Annotated in this window: 25 protein-coding genes; 9 read left to right on the top strand and 16 right to left on the bottom strand. The window is 64.7% G+C overall.

What is annotated here, in order from left to right:
- Positions 1 to 149 precede the first annotated feature (149 nt).
- Positions 150 to 1,661 carry an XRE family transcriptional regulator gene (locus OW521_RS11320; RefSeq protein ID WP_268025472.1) on the top strand — a complete coding sequence of 504 codons (1,512 nt, stop codon included), beginning with the start codon at positions 150 to 152 and terminating at the stop codon, positions 1,659 to 1,661.
- 143 nt (positions 1,662 to 1,804) lie between these two features.
- Here the strand turns inward: OW521_RS11320 and OW521_RS11315 are convergent, their stop codons facing one another.
- The 3 genes from OW521_RS11315 to OW521_RS11305 are packed head-to-tail and all read right to left on the bottom strand — an operon-like array spanning position 1,805 to position 3,347.
- Entirely contained in the window at positions 1,805 to 2,398 is a 594-nt protein-coding gene (locus OW521_RS11315; RefSeq protein WP_268025470.1) for a dihydrofolate reductase family protein, read from the bottom strand.
- Between the two features lie 23 nt (positions 2,399 to 2,421).
- Positions 2,422 to 2,955, bottom strand: a complete 534-nt coding sequence (locus OW521_RS11310; protein ID WP_268025468.1) for a DUF6036 family nucleotidyltransferase — start codon at positions 2,953 to 2,955, stop codon at positions 2,422 to 2,424.
- 32 nt (positions 2,956 to 2,987) lie between these two features.
- The gene (locus OW521_RS11305) at positions 2,988 to 3,347 is read right to left on the bottom strand and encodes an iron chaperone (protein WP_268025466.1); all 360 of its coding nucleotides are present in this window, start codon (positions 3,345 to 3,347) and stop codon (positions 2,988 to 2,990) included.
- A gap of 268 nt (positions 3,348 to 3,615) precedes the next feature.
- Here OW521_RS11305 and OW521_RS11300 point away from each other — a divergent pair, with 268 nt between their 5' ends.
- Positions 3,616 to 5,016, top strand: a complete 1,401-nt coding sequence (locus OW521_RS11300; protein ID WP_268025835.1) for an MFS transporter — start codon at positions 3,616 to 3,618, stop codon at positions 5,014 to 5,016.
- Between the two features lie 200 nt (positions 5,017 to 5,216).
- Here the strand turns inward: OW521_RS11300 and OW521_RS11295 are convergent, their stop codons facing one another.
- Entirely contained in the window at positions 5,217 to 5,918 is a 702-nt protein-coding gene (locus tag OW521_RS11295) for a queuosine precursor transporter (protein WP_268025464.1), read from the bottom strand.
- A 350-nt stretch (positions 5,919 to 6,268) separates the two neighbouring features.
- Here OW521_RS11295 and OW521_RS11290 point away from each other — a divergent pair, with 350 nt between their 5' ends.
- Complete coding sequence (locus tag OW521_RS11290) at positions 6,269 to 6,916, top strand: DUF6297 family protein (protein ID WP_268025462.1); 648 nt, start codon at positions 6,269 to 6,271, stop codon at positions 6,914 to 6,916.
- Between the two features lie 109 nt (positions 6,917 to 7,025).
- On the opposite strand, the gene OW521_RS11285 is transcribed toward OW521_RS11290, so the two are convergent.
- The 6 genes from OW521_RS11285 to OW521_RS11260 all read right to left on the bottom strand — a co-directional run bounded on the left by OW521_RS11285 (position 7,026) and on the right by OW521_RS11260 (position 12,863).
- Positions 7,026 to 7,955 (bottom strand): type IV toxin-antitoxin system AbiEi family antitoxin domain-containing protein, encoded by a 930-nt coding sequence (locus OW521_RS11285; RefSeq protein WP_268025460.1) that lies wholly within the window; start codon positions 7,953 to 7,955, stop codon positions 7,026 to 7,028.
- Between the two features lie 148 nt (positions 7,956 to 8,103).
- Positions 8,104 to 9,411 (bottom strand): tRNA guanosine(34) transglycosylase Tgt, encoded by a 1,308-nt coding sequence (gene tgt / locus OW521_RS11280; RefSeq protein ID WP_268025833.1) that lies wholly within the window; start codon positions 9,409 to 9,411, stop codon positions 8,104 to 8,106.
- 51 nt (positions 9,412 to 9,462) lie between these two features.
- The gene (locus OW521_RS11275; RefSeq protein WP_268025459.1) at positions 9,463 to 10,188 is read right to left on the bottom strand and encodes an SRPBCC domain-containing protein; all 726 of its coding nucleotides are present in this window, start codon (positions 10,186 to 10,188) and stop codon (positions 9,463 to 9,465) included.
- Between the two features lie 61 nt (positions 10,189 to 10,249).
- On the bottom strand, positions 10,250 to 11,272 hold the full coding sequence (locus OW521_RS11270) for a DUF6707 family protein (protein ID WP_268025458.1): 1,023 nt from the start codon (positions 11,270 to 11,272) through the stop codon (positions 10,250 to 10,252).
- 90 nt (positions 11,273 to 11,362) lie between these two features.
- On the bottom strand, positions 11,363 to 11,902 hold the full coding sequence (locus OW521_RS11265) for an NUDIX hydrolase family protein (protein WP_059388553.1): 540 nt from the start codon (positions 11,900 to 11,902) through the stop codon (positions 11,363 to 11,365).
- Positions 11,903 to 12,194: 292 nt separating this feature from the next.
- Positions 12,195 to 12,863 (bottom strand): VOC family protein, encoded by a 669-nt coding sequence (locus tag OW521_RS11260; protein WP_268025456.1) that lies wholly within the window; start codon positions 12,861 to 12,863, stop codon positions 12,195 to 12,197.
- Positions 12,864 to 12,985: 122 nt separating this feature from the next.
- On the opposite strand from OW521_RS11260, the gene OW521_RS11255 reads away from it, so the two are divergent.
- Positions 12,986 to 13,588, top strand: coding sequence for a YdeI/OmpD-associated family protein (locus tag OW521_RS11255; RefSeq protein ID WP_268025455.1), 603 nt, complete (start codon positions 12,986 to 12,988; stop codon positions 13,586 to 13,588).
- Between the two features lie 8 nt (positions 13,589 to 13,596).
- On the opposite strand, the gene OW521_RS11250 is transcribed toward OW521_RS11255, so the two are convergent.
- Positions 13,597 to 14,115: a hypothetical protein gene (locus tag OW521_RS11250; RefSeq protein WP_268025453.1), complete on the bottom strand. Its 519-nt coding sequence runs from the start codon at positions 14,113 to 14,115 to the stop codon at positions 13,597 to 13,599.
- A gap of 37 nt (positions 14,116 to 14,152) precedes the next feature.
- Positions 14,153 to 15,319, bottom strand: a complete 1,167-nt coding sequence (locus OW521_RS11245) for a glycoside hydrolase family 76 protein (RefSeq protein WP_268025451.1) — start codon at positions 15,317 to 15,319, stop codon at positions 14,153 to 14,155.
- Between the two features lie 110 nt (positions 15,320 to 15,429).
- Here OW521_RS11245 and OW521_RS11240 point away from each other — a divergent pair, with 110 nt between their 5' ends.
- Both OW521_RS11240 and OW521_RS11235 read left to right on the top strand, forming a co-directional pair.
- The gene (locus tag OW521_RS11240; protein ID WP_268025449.1) at positions 15,430 to 16,221 is read left to right on the top strand and encodes an SDR family NAD(P)-dependent oxidoreductase; all 792 of its coding nucleotides are present in this window, start codon (positions 15,430 to 15,432) and stop codon (positions 16,219 to 16,221) included.
- Between the two features lie 56 nt (positions 16,222 to 16,277).
- Positions 16,278 to 17,492 carry an acyl-CoA dehydrogenase family protein gene (locus tag OW521_RS11235; RefSeq protein WP_268025831.1) on the top strand — a complete coding sequence of 405 codons (1,215 nt, stop codon included), beginning with the start codon at positions 16,278 to 16,280 and terminating at the stop codon, positions 17,490 to 17,492.
- Between the two features lie 132 nt (positions 17,493 to 17,624).
- On the opposite strand, the gene OW521_RS11230 is transcribed toward OW521_RS11235, so the two are convergent.
- From OW521_RS11230 to OW521_RS11220, 3 genes are all read right to left on the bottom strand, one after another.
- On the bottom strand, positions 17,625 to 17,957 hold the full coding sequence (locus tag OW521_RS11230) for an L-rhamnose mutarotase (protein ID WP_268025447.1): 333 nt from the start codon (positions 17,955 to 17,957) through the stop codon (positions 17,625 to 17,627).
- A gap of 65 nt (positions 17,958 to 18,022) precedes the next feature.
- A complete protein-coding gene (locus tag OW521_RS11225; RefSeq protein WP_268025445.1) occupies positions 18,023 to 19,417 on the bottom strand; it encodes an MFS transporter in 1,395 nt (464 codons plus the stop codon).
- A gap of 217 nt (positions 19,418 to 19,634) precedes the next feature.
- Complete coding sequence (locus tag OW521_RS11220) at positions 19,635 to 20,720, bottom strand: LacI family DNA-binding transcriptional regulator (protein WP_268025443.1); 1,086 nt, start codon at positions 20,718 to 20,720, stop codon at positions 19,635 to 19,637.
- A gap of 169 nt (positions 20,721 to 20,889) precedes the next feature.
- On the opposite strand from OW521_RS11220, the gene OW521_RS11215 reads away from it, so the two are divergent.
- The 3 genes from OW521_RS11215 to OW521_RS11205 are packed head-to-tail and all read left to right on the top strand — an operon-like array spanning position 20,890 to position 24,109.
- A complete protein-coding gene (locus OW521_RS11215; protein WP_268025441.1) occupies positions 20,890 to 22,059 on the top strand; it encodes a Gfo/Idh/MocA family protein in 1,170 nt (389 codons plus the stop codon).
- The gene (locus OW521_RS11210; protein ID WP_268025439.1) at positions 22,059 to 23,273 is read left to right on the top strand and encodes a dihydrodipicolinate synthase family protein; all 1,215 of its coding nucleotides are present in this window, start codon (positions 22,059 to 22,061) and stop codon (positions 23,271 to 23,273) included. Before OW521_RS11215 ends, OW521_RS11210 begins: the two co-directional genes overlap by 1 nt.
- Entirely contained in the window at positions 23,270 to 24,109 is an 840-nt protein-coding gene (locus OW521_RS11205; protein ID WP_268025437.1) for a sugar phosphate isomerase/epimerase family protein, read from the top strand. Before OW521_RS11210 ends, OW521_RS11205 begins: the two co-directional genes overlap by 4 nt.
- A gap of 60 nt (positions 24,110 to 24,169) precedes the next feature.
- On the opposite strand, the gene OW521_RS11200 is transcribed toward OW521_RS11205, so the two are convergent.
- On the bottom strand, positions 24,170 to 26,269 hold the full coding sequence (locus OW521_RS11200; RefSeq protein WP_268025435.1) for a DUF6807 family protein: 2,100 nt from the start codon (positions 26,267 to 26,269) through the stop codon (positions 24,170 to 24,172).
- Positions 26,270 to 26,290 lie beyond the last annotated feature (21 nt).

Below are 26,290 nucleotides of genomic sequence, written 5' to 3'. Positions count from 1 at the left end.
TCTCCTTTGACGCTACTTTGGCGTGTTGCTGTGTATGTCACCCCGGCCGACCTTTGCTGCGCCTTTGCAGTTCAAGCCGGCCGGGGTTTCCGTAGTTCTTACTTTTCAATACTTCCAAGGGACTTACTAGAGAAAAGCCATGGAAAGAAATGCACTTCTTCGCGTATGCTCAAGAAATGTCACCTGTGAGCTGGAACCGCGAAGTACCGCCGCCGTCGTCGTCCGCCTCTGACGCCGAACTGGACGTCATCAGCCTGGGCCGCCGCGTGCGGTATCTGCGCAAGCAGGCCGGGCTGACCCTCGACGACGTGAGCGCCGCCGTCGGGACCGCCCCCAGCCAGCTGAGCCTCATCGAGAACGGCAAACGTGAGCCCAAACTTGGCCTCCTGAAGCAGCTCGCCGCGGCCCTGAACGTGGGCATCGACCAGTTGCTCGGAGCGGAACCGCCCAGCCGCCGCGCCGCGTTGGAAATCGAGTTGGAACGGTACCAGCGCGGGCCGCTGTATGAATCCTTGAACTTGCCGAAAATCCGCGTCAGCGCACGGCTTCCGCTCGATGTGCTGGAGTCACAGATAGGTCTCCTGCAGGAGCTTGAGCGCAGGCTCAACGAGCAGATTGCGACGCCGGAAGAGGCCCGCCGCGCGAACGGTGAACTGCGTGCCATGATGCGTGAGCGAGGCAACTATTTTCCGGAGTACGAGGCCGAAGCGCAGAAGGTGCTCAAAGGGGTCGGGTACACCTCCGGTCCGCTGAGTCAGCACGTCATTGCGGACATCGCGGACCACCTCGGATTCACGCTTCACCACGTGGGCGACCTGCCCCATTCCACCCGTTCAGTGACCGATCTTAAGAATCACCGAATTTATCTCACGCAGAGCCAGCGGCAGGATCACGATCCCCGCTCGGTCCTCCTGCAGGCCCTGGGCCACTACGTTCTGGGCCACGAGACTCCCAAGAACTACGGGGACTTCCTGGCGCAGCGTGTCGCCACCAACTATTTCGCCGCGGCGCTCCTCCTGCCCGAGCACGCCACCTTGGAGTTCCTCCAGAAGGCGAAGGCCGCCAAGGAGATCGCCGTCGAGGACATCCGGGATGCCTTTGCCGTCTCCTACGAAACCGCGGCACACCGCTTCACCAACCTGGCCACGAAACACCTAGGCATCACCACCCACTTCCAGAAGACCCACCAAAGCGGCATCATCTACAAGGCTTACGAGAACGACGGCGTGGCCTTCCCGCAGGACCATACCGGCGCCATCGAGGGCCAACCGGCGTGCAAGGCGTGGACTTCGCGGGCAGTGTTCGACGTTCCGGACAAGTTCAGCGCCTACAGCCAATACACGGACACCGTCTCCGGCACGTATTGGTGCACGGCCCGCACCGAGCGATCGGCGGCGGGGGAGTTTTCGCTCAGCATCGGCGTGCCGTACCAGCACGTCAAGTGGTTCCGCGGGCGGGAGACGACGGCGCGGGCTACCTCGACGTGTCCGGACCCGAACTGCTGCAAGCGCCCGCCGGCGTCGTTGGCGTCCTCGTGGGCGGGCAACGCCTGGCCGTCCGCTCGCGCTCACTCGCACTTGCTGGCCGCCATGCCGCCGGGCGCGTTCCCCGGGGTCGACGAGACCGAGGTTTACGCGTTCCTCGAGGCTCACTCGGGGTAGTTTTTTTGGGGGGCTTGGGTGGACGCGTCACGGCACGCATCTTTTTGGATCACCCGGGGTTGAACCACCCCGGAATTCCGCGGTTTGGCCCATGATATGGACCCAAAAACCCGTCCGGCGTGACGCCGACATCGACAGAATAGTTACGACTTGAGGACCGGGTAGTTCAAGTGCGTGACGCCCACACCCTCGACAACGGTCGGGTTGCCCAAAGCGATCGGCGCGTTCTCAACGCGATCGAACGAGCGGATACCGGATCCCAGCAGCAGCGGAACCAGGTCGACCCGGATTTCGTCGAGCAGTCCGGCGTCGAGGCACTGCCGGATGGTGTCCGGCCCGTGCATGCCGACGATCTTGTCCCCCGCCGCTGCCTTTGCCTGCGCGACGGCGCTTTCCAGCCCGTCGGTGACGAAATGGACCGTTGAGTCGGATCGGGGCCACCCTTCGGGCATTTGATGTGTCACGACGAACGCAGGCACACCGAACGGATGCTGCCCGCCCCAGGCGTCGGCGCGGTCCGCCGTGCGCCGACCGGTGAGCATCGCCCCAACATCGCCCATGATGGCCCGCACGTGTCCGGCGCTCGCGGCAGAAAGGTGGAAGGTGAACTCCGGGTTGAAGGTGGGGACGTCGACGTCACCTGCGAAGTACCAGTCGAAGACCTCGTCGACGCCATCCTCGAGATCCGCTACGAAACCGTCGAGGGACATCGACATCAGCGCTACTACCTTGGTCATCACCTTGCTCCTTCAGTTTCGCGTCACGCCCACATGGCCCAGGACAAAGCCGCATCGCGGCGAGGCTCGGAGGGGTCGATCAGCCTGATTCTGTCCACCAGCTGGGCCTGGTCGATGAGGGACGCTTCGATAAGCGCCAGAACGAACGCATGATCCTTGGGCCGCGCTGCAATGAGCTTGGCTGCGCAGAGATCGTAGGGATCCAGGCAAAGCCCGGTGCTGTTCCGGGTCGCCTCATTGCGCACACCGACAAGGCGGTACTCCCAGTCTGCCGGGAGCACCGCGGTCTCCCTTTCGACCGCCTGGACATAGAACCCGAATTCGTTGTGGAAAGGCGACCACTCACCAAGGGCGGAATCGATGCTGTCCGCAAGCGTGCCGGTGTCGTCGTCGGAAAACGGGGCGATGTCGACGGCGTCCGACATGGTGATTGCCGCAGGCAGTTCGTCCTCCGTGAAGGACCCTAGAATTGACTGGCTGCCGATCACGATCACTCGGTCGCCGTGAATGATATCGGTAGCAGCCCTGATGGCGTGCTCAAGCTCATCGCGGCGCATGGCTGTACCGTACCCCTCGCGCAGGCCGATTGTCAGTACCCGGCCCGCTGCCGTTCGGCTAGCAGGGCCGCAGCCCTTTCGATCAGCTCATAGGGCACCGGCTTCCCGAGCGGGAACTTCAAGGTGCCCTTGGCCGCTCGGAAGGGGGCGATTTCGCGCTCGAATTCCTCGTCGCCTTCGGGCACTGGATAGACGGAAATGTGGTGCTTCCAGGCCGCGAAGTAAACCACATAGTGGCCGTCGAGTGTGATGGTGGGGATACCGTAACTGATCCTGTCCCCGGCTCCGGGCACCGCTGCCAGGGCCCGCCGTCGGATCTCCCGAAGAATCGTCTGCACCTCGTCTGGCCGCGACGCGATGTACTCGTCCACGGTTTCGAAACGCTCAGCCATGCGCCCCTCCCTCGCCCTTGGGCCGTTCTGTGTCCCGCCGCTCAGAGTCCGCCGTTCTGTGTCCCGCCACACGGCCGGTCTTCGATCAAGCTTGCCCTAGCGGGCGCCGCCTTGCCAGAGGGCGTCGAACGGAGCGTTGGAGGAAACGCGGGCCGTGGGCCGCTTTGTACGAATGACCAATATGACCAAAATGCGGGGCCTTAAGTTCCCCGACGGTAAGGTGGCGGCGGCGTGGCCGGTGGCTGCGTCCTCCCAGGAAGGTTCATTGATGAGCACCCAGGAAGCAGGGCCCCAGAGCGAGGCCGCCCGGACGCGCAAGGCCGTCGGCAACATACTCAAAGGCTCCGCAGGCAACCTTGTGGAGTGGTACGACGTGTACATCTACACGGCGTTCTCCGCCTATTTCGCATCCCATTTCTTCAGTTCCAAAGACCCGCTGCAGAGCAATCTTGAGGCGATGGCTGTTTTCGCCGTGACGTTCCTGATGCGCCCGATCGGCAGTTGGTTCTTCGGCCGCTATGCCGACCGCAAAGGCCGCAAGGCCGCCCTGACCCTGAGCGTGACCATGATGTCCGCAGGGTCGTTCGCCATCGCCATCCTGCCCACAAAGGAAGTGATCGGAGTGTGGGCCCTGGTGCTTCTGATCCTGATCCGGCTGATCCAAGGGTTCTCTGTGGGCGGCGAATACGGCACGAGCGCCACCTACATGTCCGAGGCTGCGACATCCAAGCGTCGCGGCTTCTTCTCCTCCTTCCAGTACGTGACGCTCATCGGAGGCCAGATGCTGGCCCTGCTGGTCCTCGTGGTCCTCGAACAGGCTCTCGGCAAGGAAGCCTTGGGCGGATGGGGTTGGCGCATTCCATTCGCCATCGGCGGTGTCGCCGCACTGGTTGTCCTGTGGCTCCGACGCTCCATGGAAGAGACCATCTCCGCCGAGCAGACCGCCGCGGCAACTGGCAAGCCAGCCGATGGCGAAGCCCAGCCGGGCACCTTGAGGTTGCTTCTCGCCAAGCACTGGCGCGCACTGCTGATCTGCATTGGAGTGACCCTCGGCGGCACGGTGGCCTTCTATACCTACACCAACTTCATCCTGTCCTTCATGCAGAACACCAGCGGCATCGCCAAGGAGACCAGTAGCCAGATCAACTTCTGGGCGCTTCTGATTTTCATGCTCCTACAGCCGGTCTACGGCATGATCTCGGACAAGGTGGGCCGCAAGCCGCTTCTTTTGTGGTTCGGCATCCTCGGGGTGCTGGGCACCTGGCCGCTGTTGTCTGCGCTGAGCGGAACCAAGGACCCGTTCCTGGCGTTCCTGCTCATGATGGGCGGACTGTTGATTGTGGGAGGCTACACCTCCATCAATGCCTTGGTGAAGGCTGAGCTCTTCCCCTCGTCCATCCGAGCGCTCGGTGTGGGCCTCGGGTATGCGATCGCCAACTCGTTGTTCGGCGGGACGGTTCCGCTGGTGGGCGCTGCCTTCCAGAAGGCCGGCCAGGTGGAGATCTTCTTTACCTACGTCACTGTGGCCATCGGCATTTCGCTGCTGGTCTACATCTTCGCCCTGAAGAACAAGAAGTCGACCCACCTGGACAAGGAGCAGGGGAGCGCCTTCGGCTCGCCCCGCGCTGACGACTCGCGGGCCGACGACGAGGACTCTGTCAACGCCTAGCCCGTCAAGCCCGACGGCGGGCGGCTGGCCTTCGAAAGCCGGCCGCCCGCCGTCGTCGTGCTCATCCGGTTCCGACGCTCGCTCACTTCTGTCGGGTTTCAACGCGACGCTCGCTCGCTTCTGTCGGGTTTCAACGCGACGCTAGCTCGCTTCTGTCGGGTTCCAACGCGACGCTCGCTCGCTTCTGTCGGGTTTCCTGCTCAGGCCCAGTAACTTGGCTCGCGCTTCTTGATCCAGCCAATGACCAAGGACGTCACGGGCACGAGGATGTACTGGACACCGACCTTGTAGACGAAGCCAACCAGCACGTAATTGACGAAACTTCCGAAATCCGTGATGCCGATGACCGACGCCGCGATGCTGCAGAAGATCAGCGTGTCCACGAATTCCCCCACGCCGGATGAACCCATGAGCCTAGCCCAAAGGGTCCTCTCACCGGTAAGGGCCTTCATCTTGACCAGGATCAGGGAGTTGATGGTCTGGCCGGCGAGGAAGGCGAGAAGCGAAGCCAGGACGATCTGCGGGACCGGTCCAAGTGCGCCCTCGATGGCTGACTGCTTGGCCATGCCGTAGTCGTCATTGAAACCGGGCAGCGCGATGATGATCCAGTAGCAGAGCGACGCGAACGCTGACAGGGCGAACGATGTGATGATTGCTTTGCGGGCCACCCTAAACCCGTAGATCTCGCTCATCACGTCGCCAAGAATGTAGGCGAGCGGGAAGAGGAAGAACCCGCCATCAGTGATGATCGGACCGAAGACCACGCCTTTGGCCGCGCCGATGTTGGACAGGATCAGCACCACGGCCATGCATGCAAGCATGATGCCAAAGTATGGGGAGCCTATCGATGCGAAACGCGGCGCGGATTTACTCAGGGTTTGGGATTCTGAAGCTGACGTCATCGTTTGTCCGTTCGTAGTGGTTCGCGCAGGCGGCCGGAGTGAGCACGACGCCCCGCTGTATTAGCACTGGTGGTGGACCCGCCTGCAAACCGCGGAGCCTTTCCCATTCTCGCATCGAGATACACGGAATCGCGGCGCCGCCTTCATGCTCGCGGCAGTCCTCGGCGCTCCTGCGGATAATCGCCCCAATCCACAAACGCTCATTCACAACTTGTGAGCGGGTGCCGGGTTGGGACGCCACATATGTGCGCCAGCGTCGGGCTGGCGCGCCACATATGTGAGCGGGCGTCCCGCCAAAACACCATCAGCGGCTCGAACGCGGCTGTGTTTGCCGGGTGAGGCTCCCGGGTATGCCCCGAACCGCAGCTGGCGCGCTCTTCCACGCGGAGGCAACGGTACTCGCCCGGCAACCCGGTCGGCTTAGGCGCTGGGGCCTGGGTCTCGCCGTCGTTCCCTTGACTGGACTGATCCAGACGTTCGATTCGCCCATCATCCTGCTTCCCGTGCTGCTTGCAGCGGCAATCTTCTCTTCCACAGCGGCGGCCGGGCCGCTTTGGCAGTTGCGCATGGCCCCGAGCCTCGACGCGCTCCTTCCGATTTCCAGAACGGCCTCACGCTGGGTTCACGTCGCGCTGCCGGTCATGCTGATGGGGTTGTGGACGACGGCGGCTGCCGGATTCTTTGTGCTGGCCGGGGGTTTCCGGGTGGAGCTCCTGGTCCTGGGTGCAGCGGCGGGCGGTGGTTTGGGCGCGGGGATGCTGCGACGAGCCTTCCGCCAGCAGGAAGACCTGACCAAATTGGTGTACCTGATGCAGCTTGGACGGAGCGGACCGGCCATGCTGGGAACCAGGATCCGAGGCTACGTTCTGTGCCTCTTCGCCCTGGTTCCCTTGGCCCTGGGCATGCTGTTCCACGCCCCCGAACTCCTGGTGACGCCCGCCGTCGTGCTCAATGTGGTGCTCTTGGTGATCGGCGTGACGACGACGGACCGCCCCTAAGGGTCTCCAAAGCGCGAGCTCGCCGGAACGGTGCCGGCTCGCCCGAGCGTTTCGGCGACCGGGGCGCGTTCCGGCGATCTCGACGACGGCGGGCTGGTTCGGCGGCATGCTAACGACGGAGGGCGTTCAGTACCCGGTTCTTGAATTCCTGCTCGCGAAAGAGGTGCTTCCATTCCACGCGGACGAAACGCCAGCCGTCCTCGCTAAGGGCCTTCTCCCGGCGCCGCTCCTGGAAAATCACCTCGGCTGTTGGCTTGAAATCGAAGTACTTGACCTCGCCATCGAATTCCAACGCGACCTTTGCCTCCCGCCAGGCAAAGTCGAGCCGATGCCGGCCTGCCCGGCTCTGCACCTCAACCTGCGGTTCGGGCATCGGCAACTTCAGCCGGGAGATGAGTTCGCGGCACAAGGTTTCGCCCGCCAACTCGGATCGTGGATCAGCGTTGACCAGGGCCTTTCGAAGGTTCCTGACGCCGCGTCGGCCATCCAATGAGTCGGCCATGGCCTGCATTTGCGCACGATCAGCGCCAAGCCTGAGGGCATGGTCCATGAGCACCAACGCGTGCTTGTAGCTGAGTAGCATGGCGCAATCCACCACGGTCCGCTCCAAGGACGTGACCCGCAAGTTCCCGATTGTCACGATGTCCGTCTCGTCGAAAGGCCGTGTGTGTCCGCGGACGTCCTTGCCGAGGCGCTCGCTGGACGGCCGGACCCGCAGCAGGATGTGGATGAGGTCGTCAACGTTCCAGAGGAAGAGGCGGTGTAGTCGCGCCGCCGAGGTGTGGCTGTACACGAAGTCTCCCGCCGACGTCGTAAGCGTTCCATGGGCATGTGCGTAGATTAGTTGCGTGCTTCGGAGCCAAGCGGATTGCTTCTCCCAGAGCGCGGCCCGGACATAGCAGCCGTACCGTAGCCGGACAAGCTTGCCGCTACGCACCAAGAGCTGGATTGCGCGGGAATTAAGCCCATGTGCGTGGAGTTGATCGGTGCGCCAAAGGTTTCCCTTGTCCGGGAGCGAAGGCGGCTGGGAAAGCGTCATTGATCCAGCCTCGCTGGCCGTCGAGGCCGGCGGAAGCTGCGTGGTCGGCTATGTGGAAAACGTGGGGTCGCCGGAACGGTGCTGGGTCGCCCGAACGCTCCGGCGAACCGGCACGGTTCCGGCGATTTCGACGGGAGGCAACCGGGGCCTAGGGGTAGTATCGCCCCAGAGTCTCGGCCTTGAACTCGAAGAAGTCCCCGGATTCGATGGCCAGTCGCGCGTCGTCCACCATCTTCACCACGAAGCGCTCGTTGTGGATGGAAATGAGCGTGGCCGAGACCATCTCGTGGGCCTTGTACAGGTGGTGAATGTACGCCCGCGAATAGTTGGCGCAGGTGTAGCAGTCGCAGCCATCCTGCAGGGGTCCGAAATCTCTCTTGTAGCGAGCCCCCGCAAGGTTGAACCGTCCGGACGGCGTGTAGAACGCCGAGTTGCGTGCCACGCGGGTGGGGGAGACGCAATCGAAGGTATCGGCACCGTTTTCGATGGCTGTGAAGATGTCGTCCGGTTCGGAGATTCCCAGGAGGTGCCGGGGCTTGTTCTCGGGAAGTTCCTCGTTGCACCAACGCACAATGGTGCCGAGGTTCTCCTTCTCCAAGGCGCCGCCGATGCCGAAACCGTCAAAGGGCATCCCGCCAAGGTCCCGGCATGCTTTGCGGCGGAGGTCCTCGTACTGCGCCCCCTGAATGACCCCGAACAATGCCTGGTACGGCTTCCCTACGCGAGAAGCGGTCAGGCGCTGATGCTCCACCACGCAGCGCTCGGCCCAGCGACGCGTCCGCTCCAAGGATTCCTCTTGGTAGCCACGGGAGTTCTGCAGGGTGGTCAGCTCATCGAAGGCAAACATGATGTCGGCGCCGATCTGGTGCTGCACCCGCATGGAAATCTCCGGCGAGAAGCGGTGCCGGTCCCCGTTCAGGTGCGACTTGAACCACACGCCGTCCTCGTCCACATGGGCAAGCCGCTCCTTGCCCGGGGCCACCGCGTCATCAGGCCCGGACGTGTCCACGAACGTCATGTCGATGACCTTCTTGAACCCGGAGCCGAGGCTCATCACCTGGAATCCGCCCGAGTCGGTAAACGTGGGCCCATCCCAGTTCATGAACGCGCCGAGCCCGCCCGCCGCGTCCAGGATTTCCGGGCCCGGTTGCAGATACAGGTGGTAGGCATTGGCCAGCAGCGCCTGCGCGCCGAGTTCCTTCATGGATTCGGGCAGCACTGCCTTGACCGTGGCTTTGGTCCCGACGGCGATGAACGCGGGCGTCTGGATCTCGCCGTGCGGTGTGGTGATGGTCCCGGTCCGGCCCAGGAAGTCTCCGCGCTTGCCTTCCGAACGGTCCGACGACGGCGGACGCGTTTCGCTGAGCCGTGCGCCCACCTCGAACGAAAACGCGGACTGCCGGGCAGTCCTGAGCGCGGAAGGATCGGACTCGGGGCTAGACCGTGAATGAGGCAGGGAGGAATCGGCTGGCACCGTTACAGTCTGCCAGCCCCGGAGCGTGAATCGTCAGTGCGAATGCACCTCTGTGGGGTAGTTCTCAGCCTTCCAGCTGTCCCAATGGGAGCGGATCGAGTCCAGGCCGGCGGCACCCAAGTCGTAGGTCGAAGCGATCACGACAGTCCCGCCGTCGGGCCTTTTCTCCGGAATCACCGGCTGGTCCGCCACAATCAGCAGACCGTCCCCGTGCTCCGCATAGCTGTGCACGGTCAGGCCAACCTGATGATTGCTCCGGAACCAGACTTTGCCGGAGAGGGCCTCGCCCGTGCGCAACGTCAGCGAGTATTCCTCCCCAGGAGCCGGAACGTCGGCCAGCCCCAGTTTCTGGATGCCAGAGCCGCTACCGCCGGGCAGGGAGACAAAGTGCGTGCGCCGGTGCCCGTGCGGATGGCGCTCCAGAGCGAACCGAAGTTGGTGTAGGAAGGTCAACCAACCCTGGGTGATGTCCTCGTCCCAGGCTGCCCATTCGGAATCGTGGTCCAAGGCAGCCCGCGTCACGCGGACCTCGGTGCCTCCACTGACCGGGGTGAGTTCGAAGACGTCTCCGCCATTCACGGTGAGGCTTGTATGGTCGGAATTTTCAACCACGTTGGTGGTGAAATAGATTTGGTTGATTTCGTCGCCAAGCTCATCGGCCTCCCAGCCGTGCCATTGAGCCACGAGCGACGGTTCACGCAGCGAAGTCCAAACTTGCTGCGCGTCGGCATTAACCACAACGCTCAGATTGTTCGTCATGGCCCGAATCTACCGCCGTTGGAGCGAACGCGACAGGTCTTGCGGAATCCTCCGATAGCGCCTAGGCCCGCACAGCCTCGAGTTCGTTCGCGATCCGGTGATCGAGTTCGCCCACGCCAAGGGTGGTCGAGCCGCCATGCGAGCGCAGGAACAACAGGGTTTCGAGGCGGAGCAACCGCCATTCGCGCTCGGCATCGCGGTTGCCGTTGTCGATGGAGCGGAAGATTTCCTTGTCGTACAGATTCGGTTCGTTGAGCCCACGCTGGCGGACTTTGGCGTTGATCCGGGCCTTGAACGGATCTGTCTCCAAGGTATCCGGTGCCTGCAGGAGTTGATCGTAGACCTCGGCGCGTTCCGTTTGCCCGAGCTCACGGCAAATGAAGCTGGAAAGTGCGAGGGAACGCTCCACGGACATCCAGCGGTCGCGGTTTCCGTCGTAGGGAAGCACGTTGAGGATGTCGGCCACGGCCAGGGCGTGATCCGGATCCCGCAACTCGATAAAGAGATCGTGGGCCAGGTCGCTCAGGTCCCGCAGGCAGCTTCCCGACTTCGTGTTGATGCCTTTCACGAGGCGTTCGCTCAGCACCGCGACGCCGTTCCTGCCCGGGTGCGCCTCGGCAGCGGCGGCCACCACGTCCTCGGGGGAATCGGTCGGTTCCGGGATCAGCGCAAGTTGCGCGGGACCCTGCCCGCTGACGGTCGGTGCCACCGCGGGCAAAGGGGGTACGACGACGGCGGGAACCGCCTCGGCGAGTGCGTCACCGCCGTCGGAGGTAACGCCGTCGGGCGCGTCGCCGGGAACCGGCTCCGCGAGCGTGGCAGGATCTTCCTCCGCCAGCGCACCGTCGTCGATAGGGACAGCCGCCTCGCCCACGGGGACGCTGGAGCCGATGGCAATCCGCACGTTTCTGCCGTCGACGGTGGTCACCAGGACGAGAGCGGGCACACCGAAATCGTCGTGTTCGAGCTCTATATGCGTGATTTCCTCCGCGGGACCATCCCCGGGGAGGAACAGGTAGTCCCCGATTTGCAGGGCCCCAGCCTGTTTTTCACGGTACTGCTGGTCGGCCGGGCTGTGAGTCATCGGAAGTCCTTTGGTTCTCTTGGGGTCCGCCCAACAGTCTATAAAACCCGCCGAACAAATCGGGGAGGTGGCTACTGCCCGCCGCTGCTGCTACTGTCCGACGCCGGCAAAAGCCAAAGCCTGGCGCACCAGATTGCCGCGGCCGCCGCTGAATTCCTGCTGCACGTCGTCGCTGAGGATCTCCTGGGGGGTCATCCACGTCAGCTCGAGGGCGTCCTGGCGCGGTTCGCATTCGCCCGTCACGGGGATGACGTAGACGAGGGACACGGCGTGTTGGCGGTCGTCCGTGAAACCGGTCTGCGACGGGGCCGGGAAGTATTCGGCCACCGTGAACGGCACGGGGCTGACAGGCAACTGGGGGAAGGCCAGCGGCCCGAGGTCCTTTTCCATGTGCCGCAACAGCGCGGCGCGGATGGTTTCCCGGTAGAGCACGCGGCCGGAAACGAAGGAACGGACCATGGTGCCGTCGGCGTCGCCTTGCAGCAGGGTACCTACTTCGTTGACGAATCCGAGTGGATCCAGACGCACGGGAACCGCCTCCACGTAAACCATGGGGAGGCGGCCGCGGGCTTCGAAGAGGTCTTCATCGGAAAGCCAGCCGGAGTAGGGATCAGGGGTACGAACACTCATGGTTAAGTTCTACCCCATCCCATGCCGTTCCACTCCCTACGAATCAGACAGCCAGGATTGAGTCGAGCGATTCGCCGGATCCGGATTCCCTCAACGCTCCTTCACCTTTGTCGCCAAACCGGGCGGCGACGCTCCTTCACTTATGAGCCTAAACGGCCGAACGCTCCTGCAGATGATGATCTGCAGGAGCGTTCGGCTGTACGGCGTCAGATCTGCAGGAGCGTTCGGCTGTACGGCCTCAGATCTGCAGGAGCGTCGGGGGAAAGGCCCGTAAAGGTGAGCGGGGGTTTGGTTAGGCGGGCCCGGCCACGCTGATCGTCCCGCCGCGCGGGGTGGCAACCGAAAGAAGCGAGCCGGCCAGGGCCGCGGCGACCCCGGCGGCGGCGAGCCGGGCCTCGAGTGCGGCGAGGTCGCCGCCGTACTCGAACGCGAGGCCTCCCGTGGCGGTCTCGGGAGACTTCCGGACCGACATGATGCCGCCGTTCTTCGTGCTGAAATCCGCGGCGTCGGTGGACATGTTCCGCGGTCGGGCGCCAATGTTGCGCAACTCCTGCGCGGCCCCTGGCACGTCCGGCGTGAACCAGGTCGCGACGACGGCGAGCCCCGGGTCCGCTTCCGGGCTGGTCGTGTGGCTGGTCGCCTTGTCCGCCGGGAACGTGAAGCCGTCGTGGGCCGTGATCCGGACGGCCTGGCCGTGATCGGCGTCGAACAGTTCGGCACGGGTCCCGTCGGCCATGGTGCGTCGGGCGAACTCGGCCAGATCCCCGACCTCGACGCCGAACGCGGTCGCGCCGTCGTCGGGCGAGTCTGCGGAAGCCCAGTGCAAGGCCACCCGGCCCGAGCCGGCGTCGAACTCCAACCAATCCCCGCGGTCCTCGACGCACACCAGCCCCAGAGCCGTAAGAAGGTGTTTCCAGCCAGCGACGTCGGACGTGAACTGGATGGGACGAACGCGCAGCATGGATCCTCCGGGGCGTGGGCGTGGGCGTGGGCGTGGGCGTGGGCGTGGGCGTGGGCCTGGACCGCGTGGTCAGAGCAAGTGGCGGGCTTTCGTCTCAGCCTAGCTGGCACCAGAATGGGGCCATGGCCGTTGAACTTGAAGAACTGATCGTCAAAGATGCTGCCGAATGGAGGGCCTGGCTCGAAAAGAATGGCACCGATAGCCCCGGCGTCTGGCTGGTGCTGCACAAAAAAGGCGGCAACGTGACGGAACTGGACTACGCCGCTGCCCTGGATGAGGCCCTTTGTTTCGGTTGGATCGACGGCCAAGGCAGAAGGCGCGACGACGAAAGCGTCTTCCAGCGCATGACCCGCCGCGGCCCCAAAAGCCCATGGTCCAAACGGAACGTGGGACACATTGCCCGTTTGGAAGCTGAGGGCAAGATGACCCCGGCCGGATGGGCCGCCGTGGAGAGCGCCAAGGCGGACGGGCGCTGGGAAGCCGCCTACGTGGGCCAAGCCGATGCGGAAGTCCCGGAGGACCTCGCTGCCGCCATCGCCGCAGTTCCCGAAGCCCAGGCGATGTTCGATGTGCTGACCGCGGTCAACCGCTATTCCCTGATCTACCGCACCAACTCGGTGAAGAAGGCCGAGACTCGGGCCAGGAAGATCGCTGGGTTCGTGGAGATGCTGGCGAGGCAGGAGACCCCGTATCCGCAGAAGAAAAAGCCTGCCGTGGCAGAATAGCCGGGACTTTACTCGGGCTTTTCGGGATTCTCGGCGGACAGCGCAACAATCCAGCCCGGGGTGTCCTCGCCGAGCCGGCGGTCCAACATGACCCTGGCCTTGGCGGCGGCGATCTGCACTTTGCGGTCCTCGGGGCTCACCGAATCGGGACGTTGCGAAGGGGTAAGGGTGCGCGTTTCCGATGCCTTGGCAGCTGCCAGGATGGCGTCCTCAGTGCCGACTTTGAGGAGCGCGAGTTCCTCCCGCGACGCGAGCTCGCTTTGGCCCAGCAGCTCAATGGCTTTCTGGCCCATTTCGGCCTCGGAGCGGCTGCGGGAGAGTGACGCGTCCAGCGCCCACTGAGCGCGGCGCCACCACTCGGACCTATCGTCCGCCCGCGCCTTCTGCCGCAGGGACAGGAGTCCCACTATCGCGGCAACGATCGCCGCAGCAAGGACAGCGAGCGGGCTGAGCGCGCCAAGGATCTGCCACCATTCCGGCGGCGGAGCGACCACTGTGACAGGAAACGGACTCGGGATCGGATTCACAGCTCCAGCCTAGGCCGCGGCACCGACAGGCGGGCTGTTATCGGACTCGCGCCGCGGCTTCCAGCACCATCCACGCCTGCAGTTGTGTGGAGAGCTCGACGGCGGTGCCCGCCGGGTACGTCTCGGCGGCCGGACGCTGTGGTTCCGTCGAGAAGACGAGCCAGCCGTCGTCGTCGTCGGCTTCGTCCCGGCGCACGGTGCGCACAGTTCGCCCCGCCCACAGCGCCTCAGCGGTATCGAGCACTAGCCGGCGGGCGGTGGTCCGGGTGGTGGCAGACAAACGCATGTCCTCCGCGGCGAGTGCCAAGTACCGGACGAGGATCCCGGAGAAGAGACCACGGTCGCCGGTTCCTTCCCCGCGGAGAACGAGCCTCCCCTGAGTGTCAGGCCCATGAACGGTCAGATGTTCGGCTACGGAGCCTACCAGCGCGGCAGCACGTGCCAGGTTCGCTGCTCCGCCCAGTTCCAGGAGGGCGCCGAGCACAGGGCCCTGGTTGTAGGTGTAGATCTCCTCCGCCAGGACCAACTTGCCCTCCTGGATCCGGGCACCGTCAAGGTACAGGCCCCGGGTGCGTTCGAAGAGCGTGGCGTCGAGCCAGTCCAGCAGGTCTTGGGCCCGCTGCGGCTTGCCGGTCCGGGCGAAATACAGGGCCACCGGGGCCGTGGCGGGGGTGTTCTTGAAATCGCGCCTGGTGCTCCAAAAGGTGCCGCCGCCCATATCGTCCGTGGAGGCCGACTCGAACTGCGGGGACAGGCTTTTCTGCAACCGGGCGTTCCGGCCGCGGCCCGGTTTGTTCGCCCTCTCGGCTAGGCCGTCCAGGCGCAGCGTTGCGAGGGCCAGCCATGCCATGTCGTCGTAGTAACTGTTCACGTAGCGCAGGGAGTTGCGCAGCCGGATGCTGGTGACCAGGCGTGAAGCGAGCCGGCCAGCGCTGGGGTGATCACGGCCGTCGAACCTTGATCCCGAGGCCAGTTCGCGCAACCCGGCGTCCACGAGGCAATCGACGTAGTGCGCCTGCCACCAGTAGTTCCACGGCTGAAACGGAAAACGCTTGGAGGGCCGGATCGACGCCGCGAGGAGCGTTCCGGGAAGGAAGAGAAGGCGCCGTCCGAAATACCGGGTGACCGAACGTGCGGCGTCGTCGGCTCGCGCGGCCCAATCCGGTGTTCCGGAGGTGCCCTGCGAGGTGTCGGGGGCGGACATGGTGACAGCCTAACTCTGCGCGCTTGGCCGTTGAGCCCTCCGCAGTGCACAATCAAAGTGATTCAGTTAACATTCATTAACGGATTTTGGTTCTGCATCGAGGAGGATGGATGGACATCAAAGGCGCAGTTGCGTTGATTACCGGCGGGGCTTCGGGACTTGGGGCCGCCACCGCCAGGCGATTGCTCGACGCCGGAGCATCGGTTGTGCTGCTTGACCTCCACTCTTCTCCTGGCGAGGCTTTCGCGGCCGAACTCAACGACTCAGGCGCTGCCGGTAGGGCCGTGTTCGTCCCCGCCGACGTCACCAACGAAGAGCAAGTGCAGGCCGCCGTCGACGCCGCAGTCGCCCTGGGCCCGCTCCGGATCCTGGTCAACTGCGCTGGCGTGGCAACCCCAGGCAAGGTGCTCGGCAAAGACGGCGTGCTGCCGCTGGAGAACTTCAACAGGGTCATCCAGATCAACCTCGTAGGCACCTTCAACGTCATCCGCCTTGCCGCTGCCGCGATGGCCCAGAACGAGCCCACGTCCACCGAACTCGGCGGAGAGGAACGCGGCGTCATCATCAACACGGCCTCCGTGGCGGCATTCGACGGCCAGATCGGACAGCCCGCGTATGCCGCGTCCAAGGGAGCCGTGGCAGCCATGACCTTGCCCCTGGCCCGTGAACTCGCGCGCTCGCTGGTCCGAGTGATGGCCATCGCGCCGGGCATCTTCGAAACCCCCATGCTGGCCGGACTGCCCCAAGACGCGCAGCTCTCCCTGGGCCAGCAAGTACCCCACCCCGCCCGTCTTGGCCGTCCCGCCGAGTACGCCAACCTCGTGGCGCACATCGTGGAAAACGCCATGCTCAACGGCGAAACCATCCGCCTCGACGGCGCTATCCGGATGGCACCAAAGTGAGCCAGACGCACAAGTTAGCGGCCGCCGTCGAACATTCGGCTGGTTCGCCGCCCTCCTTGCCTGTTTCTTTGCCTTCGGCGGACTTTTTCGATTTCGAATCGCTCCTCAGCGTCCAGGAACAGCGCAAACTCAACGAGCTCCGGGAATTCCTGGCGACGGAAATCGCTCCCTATGCCAAGGACTGGTGGGACAAGGCCGAGTTCCCGGCGCACATCCTGCCCAAGCTCGCGGCCCTTCGCCTGAGCACCCCAACGCACCGCGGCTACAGCAACCTGTTCGCCGGCCTGGTGATTGCGGAGATGACCCGCGTGGACACGTCCATTGCGACGTTCTTCATGGTCCACCACGACCTTTTCATCGAGGCGCTCTACGAGTTCGGCTCCAAGGACCAGCAGGACCGGTACCTCGACGACGCCTCCAACCTCCGGACCACCGGAGCTTTCGCGCTCACCGAGCCGGACCACGGTTCCGATGTGGCCGGCGGCATGCAGACGGTGGCGCGCCGGGTCGCCGGAGGAGCCGACGGCGGCGGCGACTACTGGGTGCTGAACGGCGCCAAGCGCTGGATCGGCAACGGGACGTTCTGCGATCACATGCTGGTCTGGGCCCGGGACGAGGCCGACGGCGCCGTTCGAGGCTTCATCGTGGACGCCACCCTTCCTGGCGTGACGCGCACCAAGATCGAGAACAAGATCGCCCTGCGCACCGTGCAAAACGCCGACATTGTCCTCAAGGACGTCCGGATTGCCGAGGCGGACCGCTTCGCCGGGATCAATAGTTTCGCCGACACCAACCACCTGCTGCGCGGATCCAGGCTCATGGTGGCCTGGCAGGCCGTGGGGCAGCAGTTGGCGGCGTTCGACGTCGCCCGGCAGTACGCGCTTGAACGCCAGCAGTTCGGCCGGCCGCTGGCGAAGTTCCAGCTCATCCAGCAGCAACTGGTAGACATGCTCGGTAATGCGGTGGCCAGCATGGGCATGATGGTGCGGATTGCCCAGCTGCAGGAGGATATCTACACGGACAGCAAGGGAGTGCGGCACGGCGGAGCCCAAATGGCCCAAGTGGCCCTGGCCAAGTCGTACTGCAGCGCCCGGATGCGCGAAACCGTGGCGATGGGCCGGTCCATCCTGGGCGGAAACGGCATTGTGACCGATTACAAGATGGCCAAGATCTTTGCCGATGCCGAAGCGATCTACACCTACGAGGGATCGTTCGAGATCAACTCGCTCATTGTGGGCCGTGCCGTCACTGGGGTTTCCGCGATCGTTTGACGGGGCTCGGGCTGCGGGGCTTCGGGCATGGTTTTCGGTCCGGGGCTCGGGGTCGCCATTCCGGGGCTTGTTTTCCAGGCCGGAGCTTGAAGCGCGGCGGCGGGAAACAAGCCCCGGTCTGTGCCTGAAGCCTCAGCCCCCGGACAACTGGTCCTCCAGATTGAAGATTTCCGTGAGTTGGACGAATCCCTGGTCGGGTGACTGGGCGTCGTCTTCGAACAGCAGTGCCATTTCCGCCTGCCAGCGGGCATTCACATCGGTCAGGGCCATGCGGGCACGTGCAGCGTCGAAATCGTCGCATTCCACGTACCCCACCAGCAGCCCGTCGTCGGCGAGAAACAGCGAGTAGTTATTCCAGCCGGCTGCCTTGAGTTCCCGGAGCATCTCCGGCCACACTGCAGCGTGCCGACGTCGATATTCGGGAATCTGGCTGGGTTTGACCGAGGAACGGAAGCAGACGCGCATGTGGATTCTCCTCTTCTGTGAATCGTTTCATTCAAAGGACCGCGAATCATTCATAATCGCTCAAGTCACCGGGTGCCGGCTCGGAGCTGGCGGTATTCCTCGCGGGGAACCGGCGTCGCGTCCGGGGTGCCCAGCTGATTGAGGGGGATGCGGTACGTTTCCCGAGCGGACCAGGCGGCAGCAGCTCCGATGATCGTGATTCCGAAGCAGATGGAGCCGATGACGAGCGGTACATTCGAGGACCCCGGCGGGGCGATCGCTGTGAAGATACTCGGCAGGAATGCGGTGATAACGAGGCCGATGTTCTGTGAGATGGCGAATCCGGTGACGCGGGTGCGGGAAGGGAAGAGCTCCTGGAAGAAGCTGGCGAATGTTGCATTCCAGACTTGGTAGAGGGTTCCCCACATGAGGATCGAGAGAACGATGGTGAGGACGACGTTGTTCTGACTGACGGCGAACAGGTAGGCGTAAGCAAGCACGCCCGAGCTCAGCGAACCGAAGATCATCAGCGGCCGGCGGCCGAAGCGGTCCGACAGGTCTCCAAACAACGGGATAAGGGCCAGTGCGACGACGTTGGCCAGGACTGGGATCCAGAGATAGACGCTCGTGCTCATGCCGACGCCGTAACCCGGTTGGGTGGCGTACGCCGCCCCGAAGACTGCAACGGTGACGCCGACCACGTTGACCAGGGTCATGCAGACCGCCCGCACCACGTTGAGCCCGCTTTCCCGCAGTACGCGGACGATTGGTGCCTTCGCTATCTCCTGGTGGGCTTTTTCCTCGACGAAGACGGGGGTCTCTTCGACCCGGCGACGGATCATGTACCCGGCGAACACTACGAGGGCGCTGAGGAGGAAGGGAATGCGCCAGCCCCAGGATTTGAACGATTCATCAGAGAGCATGGCAGAGAGTGGAAGGAAGACCGCGGCCGCGATAATCTGTCCGGCCTGGGTGCCCTGAAGGGCGAAGCTCGCATAGAAGCCCCGGCGGCCGAAGGGTGCGTGCTCCACGATCATGGCGCTGGCTCCGCTCAGTTCGCCCGCCACGGCAAAGCCCTGGATGAGCCGGACGGCAACCAGCAGGACGGGTGCAAGGAGGCCGACCTGGCCGTAGGTGGGCAGTAGTGCAACGGCGAAGGTCGACGCGCCCATCATCAACATGGCCAAGACCAGAACATTTTTCCGGCCATGCTTGTCGCCCCACTGTCCCAAGACGAATGCGCCGATCGGGCGGGCAACGTAGCCCACGGCATAGGTGCCCAGCGACGCGATAAGGGCCACGGTCGGATTTCCCGCGGGGAAGAAAACGCCGGGAAACACCAGCGCAGCGGCCTGCGCATAGATGAACCAGTCGTAGTACTCGAGGGCGCTCCCGATCCAGCCGCTGGCCGCGGCCTTCTTCGAGGTGCTGGACGGGCGAGGTCCGGCTGAACTTTGCTGTGTACTCGCGTCGATCTTCATATTGTCCTCCTTTGGACAAGTCGTTTGGGCCATTGGAATCCTTCCCGTCTTTGGGTTTGGCTTCCGGTCCGAAGGGGGCGCCATCGCAAGAATCGGCCTGAACTGCCGCCTTGGTATGCGCTTTCCCATCTGGTAAGCGCTTTCCATGAGACACCCGCGCGGCCCCGCTGTCAAGGCTGAATTGTTGCGCCGGTCACAACGGCCGGGGCTTCGGGAACTACCCTCGGGGCAAGTGGGGTGTTTCGGTGCTACGTCGAAGCATCACTTTGCCGGTGACGGAGGAGCGGGGGCCGGGCTCCTCGCCTGCCTTCCGCTCGTTGGAGCTTCCGAGAGTGGCGAGCCTGCCGATCTCCTCAAGGGGAAGGTGGACAGTGGAAAGCGCCGGCCGGAAGTCTCGGAGCCATTCGATGTCGTCGAATCCTGCGAGGCCGGCGTCATGGGGGACTCTGAGCCCTTGGTCCCTCAACGCGGCCGCCACCCCGATGGCCATGACATCGTTCGTCGCGAAAATGCACAAGCGCTGCTCCGGCGCAGACGGGACGGACGCCTTGATACGCCAGGCAAGCTCAATGCCGGCGTCGAAGCCACCGTTCCGGTTGAACGCGACGTGCACAACATCCGCGGCGGGCTGGCCGGCGTCGGACAAGCCGCGTTGGAATCCCGCGACGCGCTCATCCGAAGTGGCCAGTCCATCTGGCCCGGCCACAATGACGAACGGCCCTTTGTGGGTGTGCGCCAATTCCTGCGCCAGATCCCGCGCAAGTTGCTCGTTAGGGACGGTGATGGTGCGGTAGCTGTCCGTTTCGGCGACGCCCAGAATCGGTTTCCCGACGACGCCCACTCGCCCGCCGTTGCGGCAGTAGCGGTCCAATTCGGCGGCTAGTTCGGTGTTCGCATGGGCGTCTTCGGCGCGTGTCGAACGCGATCCTGCGATGACGATCGACTCGGCCCGCCGCGCAGCGAAGGCGACGACGGCATGCTTCTCCTCAGCGGGTGTGCCGTTGGTAGTGGCGAGAAGCACCATGCGGCGCTCCTGCCGTGCTGCGGCCTGGACGCCTTGCGCTATGGCGGAAAAATAGGGGTCCGCGATGTCGTGCACGATCAGGCCAATGAGCCCCGTGCTGGATTTCGCCAGCGCCTGGGCCTGCGCATTCGCAATGTAGCCAAGGGTATCGGCCGCCTGCCGGACGCGCTCGGCGATCTCCGGTGCGGGGGTTCGGGCGGAACCATTGAGCACCCGGGAGGCGGTGGCGGGGGAGACGCCGGCCAGTTTGGCCACTTCGGACAGCGTGCTTGCAGTCACGGACAACTCCTCTTCAAAAGCCTCAAGCTCGGGCGCTTTCAGCAACATCCGATTATTGCAGTCACGGCTCCCTGCGGGAAAGCGATTGCCAGACGCGTAGCTGCGTGTCATCATGAATGCATCGGGAATGCGCTTTCCCGCTCCATTACTTTCCATCTGAAGAGGACTCATGGGCTACGAAACAAAGACGATCCGCATCGCCATGAACGGCATCACCGGCCGGATGGGCTACCGCCAGCACCTGCTGCGCTCCATCCTCCCCATCCGCGACGCCGGGGGCTTCACCCTGGCGGACGGCACCAAGGTTCAGGTTGAGCCGATCTTGGTGGGCCGCAACGAGGCGAAGATCCGCGAGCTCGCCGAACTCCACAAGGTCTCCGAGTGGTCCACCGACCTCGACGCCGTCATCAATGACCCTACTGTCGACGTCGTTTTCGATGCGTCGATGACCAGCCTCCGCGCCGCGACCCTGAAGAAGGCTATGCGCGCCGGGAAGCACATCTTCACCGAGAAGCCGACGGCGGAGACGTTGGAGGAGGCGATCGAGCTGGCCCGGATCGGCAAGGAAGTCGGCGTCACGGCAGGCGTGGTGCACGACAAGCTGTACCTGCCGGGCCTGGTGAAGCTGCGCCGCCTCGCGGATGAGGGCTTCTTCGGCCGGATCCTGTCCATCCGCGGCGAATTCGGCTACTGGGTGTTCGAAGGCGACGTCCAGGCAGCGCAGCGCCCGTCCTGGAACTACCGCAAGGAAGACGGCGGCGGAATGACAACGGACATGTTCTGCCACTGGAACTACGTCCTTGAAGGCATTATCGGCAAGGTCAAGAGCGTCAACGCCAAGACCGCCACCCACATCCCCACCCGTTGGGACGAAGCCGGCAAGGAATACAAGGCCACGGCCGACGACGCCTCCTACGGCATCTTTGAGCTCGAGACCCCGGGCGGAGACGAAGTCATCGGCCAGATCAACTCCTCCTGGGCCGTCCGGGTTTACAGGGACGAACTCGTCGAGTTCCAGATCGACGGCACGCACGGTTCCGCCGTCGCGGGCTTGAACAAGTGCGTCGCGCAGCAGCGCGCCCACACGCCCAAGCCCGTCTGGAACCCCGACCTGCCGGTCACGGAGTCCTTCCGCAGCCAGTGGCTGGAAGTCCCTGCCAACGCCGATCTGGACAACGGCTTCAAGCTCCAGTGGGAAGAATTCCTGCGCGACGTTGTCGGCGGCCGCGAGCACCGCTTTGGCCTGCTCTCCGCCGCCCGCGGCGTGCAGCTCGCCGAACTCGGCCTGCAGTCCTCTGCCGAGCGCCGCACCATCGATATCCCGGAGATCGTGCTCTGATGACTTCCCTCCTTCTTCCAAACCACGACGGCGGGACCCGCCACTACACGCTGCAGCCAGCAACCTCGTGGGCCAGGCCGACGGCGCCGTTGACGTCCCGGCGCGCCTACGCAGCGGCACACGTCATTCCCGAAGCGACCGCCGACAATACTCCGGGCGCCCCGGCGCGCTTGGACTGGGACGCAACGATGGCCTACCGGCACGAGCTGTGGTCCTACGGCCTGGGGGTTGCCGATGCGATGGACACGGCCCAGCGCGGCATGGGCTTGGACTGGGCCGCGACGCAGCAGCTCATCAAGCGCACCGGCGTCGAAGCGGCCTCCGTGGTAGCGTCCGGCAACGCCGCCACCGCCGGGAAGACCGTCCAAGACCTCGTCTCCTGCGGAGCCGGAACCGACCAGCTGGACCTCGACTCTGTTCCGGAGGGTCCCGCCGGAATCAAGGGCGTGCTGGACGCGTACCGCGAGCAGATCGCCGTCGTGAGCGAAGCCGGACCGAAGGTCATCATCATGGCGTCCCGGGCGCTGGCCAAAGTGGCAACGAGCCCGGATGATTACCTGCGCGTCTACTCCACGCTCCTCGGCGAAGTGGACCAGCCTGTCATCCTGCACTGGCTCGGGACCATGTTTGATCCCGCGCTGGCGGGCTATTGGGGCTCGGATGATGTCGGGGAGGCAACCGAAACGTTCCTTGGCCTCATCCGCGATCACGCGGACAAAGTGGACGGCGTGAAGGTCTCGCTGCTGGATGCTTCGCACGAAGTTGCCCTGCGCGCAGCTCTTCCGGAGGGCGTCCGCCTCTACACCGGCGACGATTTCAACTACCCGGAACTGATCGACGGCGCCGGCACCGACCACTCGGACGCACTGCTGGGCATCTTCGCTGCGATCTACCCTGCCGCCTCGGTCGCTTTGCAGAAGTACGACGCCGGAAACGCTGCGGATGGGCGCGCCATCCTGGACTCCACCCGCGATCTCGGCAAACACATCTTCAGCGCCCCCACGTTCTACTACAAGACCGGGATCGCCTTCATGTCCTGGCTCAACGGCAAGCAGCCCGGATTCCAGATGGTCGGCGGGCTGCATTCCGGCCGCTCCGTGGTCCACCTGGCCCGCACTTTCGAACTCGCCGACCAGGCCGGACTCTTGCGCGATCCCGCGCTGGCCGCCTTCCGGATGTCCGATTACCTTCGCATCAACGGAGTGGGCGCATGAGCGACTTTTCGAGATTGTCACTGAACAGCGCCACAACCAAGAAATGGACGCTCGCCGAAGCCGTGTGCGGCTGCGTCCGTGCCGGCATTCCGGCGATCGGGCCGTGGCGCGACATCGTCGCCGACACTGGCCTGGACAAGGCCGCCAAGCTGATCAAGGATGCCGGACTGCGCGTATCGTCCCTCTGCCGGGGCGGTTTCCTCACAGCGGCCGACGCCGCGGGGCGGGCGGCCGCGCTGGCGGACAACCGCGCGGCCATCCTTGAAGCCGTGGCGTTGGATACCCGGGAGCTGTTCCTGGTGGTCGGCGGGCTCGCGGCGGGGGAGAAGGACGTCGTCGCAGCCCGTCAGCGCGTGGCCGATCGCCTCGAGGACCTGGTGCCTTTCGCCGTCGAACATGGGGTCCGGCTGGTGCTTGAGCCGTTGCACCCGATGTACGCGGCGGACCGGGCCCTCATCTCGACGCTCGGCCAGGCACTCGACCTCGCCGCGCCTTACGACGCTCAGGCCGTCGGCGTCGCCGTCGACACCTTCCACGTCTGGTGGGATCCGGAACTGAAGCAGCAGATCCAGCGGGCCGGCCGGGAAAAGCGGATCGCGTCCTACCAAGTGTGCGATTTCAACCTCCCCATCGCCGCCGACGCGCTGCTCTCGCGCGGCATGATGGGCGACGGCGTGATCGACTTCGCGACGATCGGCACCTGGGTGAGGGACGCCGGCTACACGGGCGACATCGAGGTGGAAATCTTCAACCAGGAGATCTGGGACGCCGACGGCGACGCGGTCCTGGAAACCACGAAGCAGCGCTACGCGGAGCTCGTGCTCCCGTACGCGTAACGGCTCGGCGCGGGTCTGGGAAGGCGGGGGCACATTGCGCGCCCCCGCCTTCTTGCGCGTCTATTGTGCGGCGGAACCCCGCGCGGCCGTCAGCTTGGCAACCTCGGCCGGCGACAACTTGGCGTCCACGATCCACACCGACATGGAGCGGACCAAGGATTCGCCGGCGGCAAGCTCCACGGGCCGGTCCCAGGCCAGGGCCGAACCCACTGCCGGGTAATCCGACATCCGGACGAACCAAGGATCCTGCTCCGCGTCCGGAGCCGCGAACACCAGGCTGGCAGGGCCTTCAGGGAAGTCCGCCGTCCAGGCCAGCCACGGCGACGCGGAGCCGTGGACGTCCGGTTCGCCGTGCCTATCCGCTGTGAAGACTTCAGCCTCGGCGCACGCAGGCAAGCGCCAGAAGAAGCCGCCGTAGCCGCTTCCGGCGGCGCCGTTGGAGCCAGGGCCACCCAACGAAGAGTCGACGACGGCGGTCAGTTCTGTTGCCAAGTCCAGTTGCCACGTGCGGGGGTCAATCAGCCGGGAGCGCGTGGTTCGGCGTTCCCGAAGGAGCTCAGTGCCGTCCGGTGCCTGCCAGCTCAATTCCTGTTCCAGGAGGCCTGGCCCTGACGCTGCGGACAGTTCGATGATGCGGCCATGGTCCTGCCGCTCTTCGTAACGGCCCGCAGCGCGGGTGTACGTTTTGCCGCCCCAGAAATTGGTGCCGTTCACATCCTGCAAGGCGAATCCCGCGCCAAGATGCCAAGGGTGGTCCGCCGGCAGATGGTCGGTGACCTTGACTCCACCGAGTGAGCGGACCGGGTGCAGGTAAGGCCGCGGCGAAAGCCGCGCGGCAAGGCCGGCACCGCTCTGCACGGTTGCCAACACGACGGCGGCGCCCTGGCCGGTTTCAATCACAGAGGCGCCCGGCTCACCGCCGTCGGGCAGGCCCAAAACCGGCCTTTCGACGTCGACGGCGGCAGGCCGCGCCCACGGCAAGCCGAGTTCGCTGAAGGTGGCGTGCGCCGCCGTCGCGCGTTCCAACGCCTCTTCGATTCCGACGATCACAGCGCGGGCGGCATCACCCTCGCCCTCCCAGGCGACATACTGCTCAGGGATCAGCGCCGGAGATTCTGCCGTGCGGATGGCTTCCAGCACCCGCATGAAGGCGCCGCTGTCCGCGAGCGGGCTGATCAGCGGCGCGGCGGTTGGCGGGCCCTGCGGGAAGCGCTGCTGGCGACGATGCTCCAGCAGGTCCTCCGTGAGGTCCACCCGGCTGTATACGGTTTCGCGCTCCCTGGCGGCGGAGCTGACGCCGAGGCGGTCTTCGGTGTAGTGGAAGACCGCGGTGCCTTCGCTGCCCTGCAGCGTGATGTACGGCTCCACGGATTCGGCTGCGCACAACGTGAGCGCGCACGTGATGGGCAAGCCTGCGGCGGTGCGGATGCGGATCACGGAGGTGTCATCGGATTCGATGTCATTGGCGCGGTACAGGTCCGTTTCCACGGAGGCAAGATCGTCTACCGTCCGCGCCCCGGCGATCCTCAGCGCGGTGGCGATGGCGTGAGCCAGCGGGTTGGTTGCCACCCCGTCTACGACGTCGATGCCATCCAGGCTGCGTTTGCCCGCCCATCGTGAGCGCTTGTAATAGGCGCGGTCACGCACCCAACGCCCGGTGGCCGAGATGCCTAGGAGCGTGCCGATCTCTCCAACCGCGAGCAGGTCCTCGATCGCCTGGAGGCCTCGGGATCCGAGACTTTGGAAGCCGACCTGGACGCTTCTGCCGGCCGCGGTGGCGGCTTCCTGCAGCCTATTGAAATCGGCGAGGGAAGCGACCGGAGGCTTCTCCAGGTACAAATCGGCGTGGGGGAGCGTTGTGAGTGCGAGTTGCGCGTGCGTTTGGATGGGGGTGGCCACAATGACCAGGTCCAGCGCCGGGGTTCCCGCCAGGAGTTCGTCCAGGTTGCTGAATACACCCGTTCCGGGCGGGAGCGCGCCGGGGGTAGGAGGATTCGGATCCGCGACGGCAACAAGGCGGACGACGCCGTTGGCCTGGAGCCTTTCGAGGTTCTGCAGGTGATGCGCGCCGAAGCCGTGAACCCCGACGAGGGCCACCCTGCTGGGCTCATGGCTGGGCTGTTTGCGTTCTGCCGGGACGGGCGTGGACAGGGTGCCCATGGCTCTCCTCATCTGTCCCCG

It is taken from the genome of Arthrobacter sp. MMS18-M83 (assembly GCF_026683955.1).
GTDB lineage: Bacteria > Actinomycetota > Actinomycetes > Actinomycetales > Micrococcaceae > Arthrobacter.
This window is presented reverse-complemented; position numbering and strand designations above follow the sequence as displayed.

Coding starts and splice junctions, on each gene's coding strand:
- OW521_RS11270 (WP_268025458.1), bottom strand. CDS start 11,272: ATGACTCACAGCCCGGCCGACCAGCAGTACCGTGAAAAACAGGCTGGG.
- OW521_RS11275 (WP_268025459.1), bottom strand. CDS start 10,188: ATGACGAACAATCTGAGCGTTGTGGTTAATGCCGACGCGCAGCAAGTT.
- OW521_RS11215 (WP_268025441.1), top strand. CDS start 20,890: ATGGGCTACGAAACAAAGACGATCCGCATCGCCATGAACGGCATCACC.
- OW521_RS11300 (WP_268025835.1), top strand. CDS start 3,616: ATGAGCACCCAGGAAGCAGGGCCCCAGAGCGAGGCCGCCCGGACGCGC.
- OW521_RS11315 (WP_268025470.1), bottom strand. CDS start 2,398: ATGACCAAGGTAGTAGCGCTGATGTCGATGTCCCTCGACGGTTTCGTA.
- OW521_RS11305 (WP_268025466.1), bottom strand. CDS start 3,347: ATGGCTGAGCGTTTCGAAACCGTGGACGAGTACATCGCGTCGCGGCCA.
- OW521_RS11205 (WP_268025437.1), top strand. CDS start 23,270: ATGAGCGACTTTTCGAGATTGTCACTGAACAGCGCCACAACCAAGAAA.
- OW521_RS11310 (WP_268025468.1), bottom strand. CDS start 2,955: ATGCGCCGCGATGAGCTTGAGCACGCCATCAGGGCTGCTACCGATATC.
- OW521_RS11225 (WP_268025445.1), bottom strand. CDS start 19,417: ATGAAGATCGACGCGAGTACACAGCAAAGTTCAGCCGGACCTCGCCCG.
- OW521_RS11245 (WP_268025451.1), bottom strand. CDS start 15,319: ATGTCCGCCCCCGACACCTCGCAGGGCACCTCCGGAACACCGGATTGG.
- OW521_RS11295 (WP_268025464.1), bottom strand. CDS start 5,918: ATGACGTCAGCTTCAGAATCCCAAACCCTGAGTAAATCCGCGCCGCGT.
- OW521_RS11320 (WP_268025472.1), top strand. CDS start 150: ATGCACTTCTTCGCGTATGCTCAAGAAATGTCACCTGTGAGCTGGAAC.
- OW521_RS11290 (WP_268025462.1), top strand. CDS start 6,269: ATGCCCCGAACCGCAGCTGGCGCGCTCTTCCACGCGGAGGCAACGGTA.
- OW521_RS11200 (WP_268025435.1), bottom strand. CDS start 26,269: ATGGGCACCCTGTCCACGCCCGTCCCGGCAGAACGCAAACAGCCCAGC.
- OW521_RS11210 (WP_268025439.1), top strand. CDS start 22,059: ATGACTTCCCTCCTTCTTCCAAACCACGACGGCGGGACCCGCCACTAC.
- OW521_RS11265 (WP_059388553.1), bottom strand. CDS start 11,902: ATGAGTGTTCGTACCCCTGATCCCTACTCCGGCTGGCTTTCCGATGAA.
- OW521_RS11260 (WP_268025456.1), bottom strand. CDS start 12,863: ATGCTGCGCGTTCGTCCCATCCAGTTCACGTCCGACGTCGCTGGCTGG.
- OW521_RS11285 (WP_268025460.1), bottom strand. CDS start 7,955: ATGACGCTTTCCCAGCCGCCTTCGCTCCCGGACAAGGGAAACCTTTGG.
- OW521_RS11230 (WP_268025447.1), bottom strand. CDS start 17,957: ATGCGCGTCTGCTTCCGTTCCTCGGTCAAACCCAGCCAGATTCCCGAA.
- OW521_RS11240 (WP_268025449.1), top strand. CDS start 15,430: ATGGACATCAAAGGCGCAGTTGCGTTGATTACCGGCGGGGCTTCGGGA.
- OW521_RS11255 (WP_268025455.1), top strand. CDS start 12,986: ATGGCCGTTGAACTTGAAGAACTGATCGTCAAAGATGCTGCCGAATGG.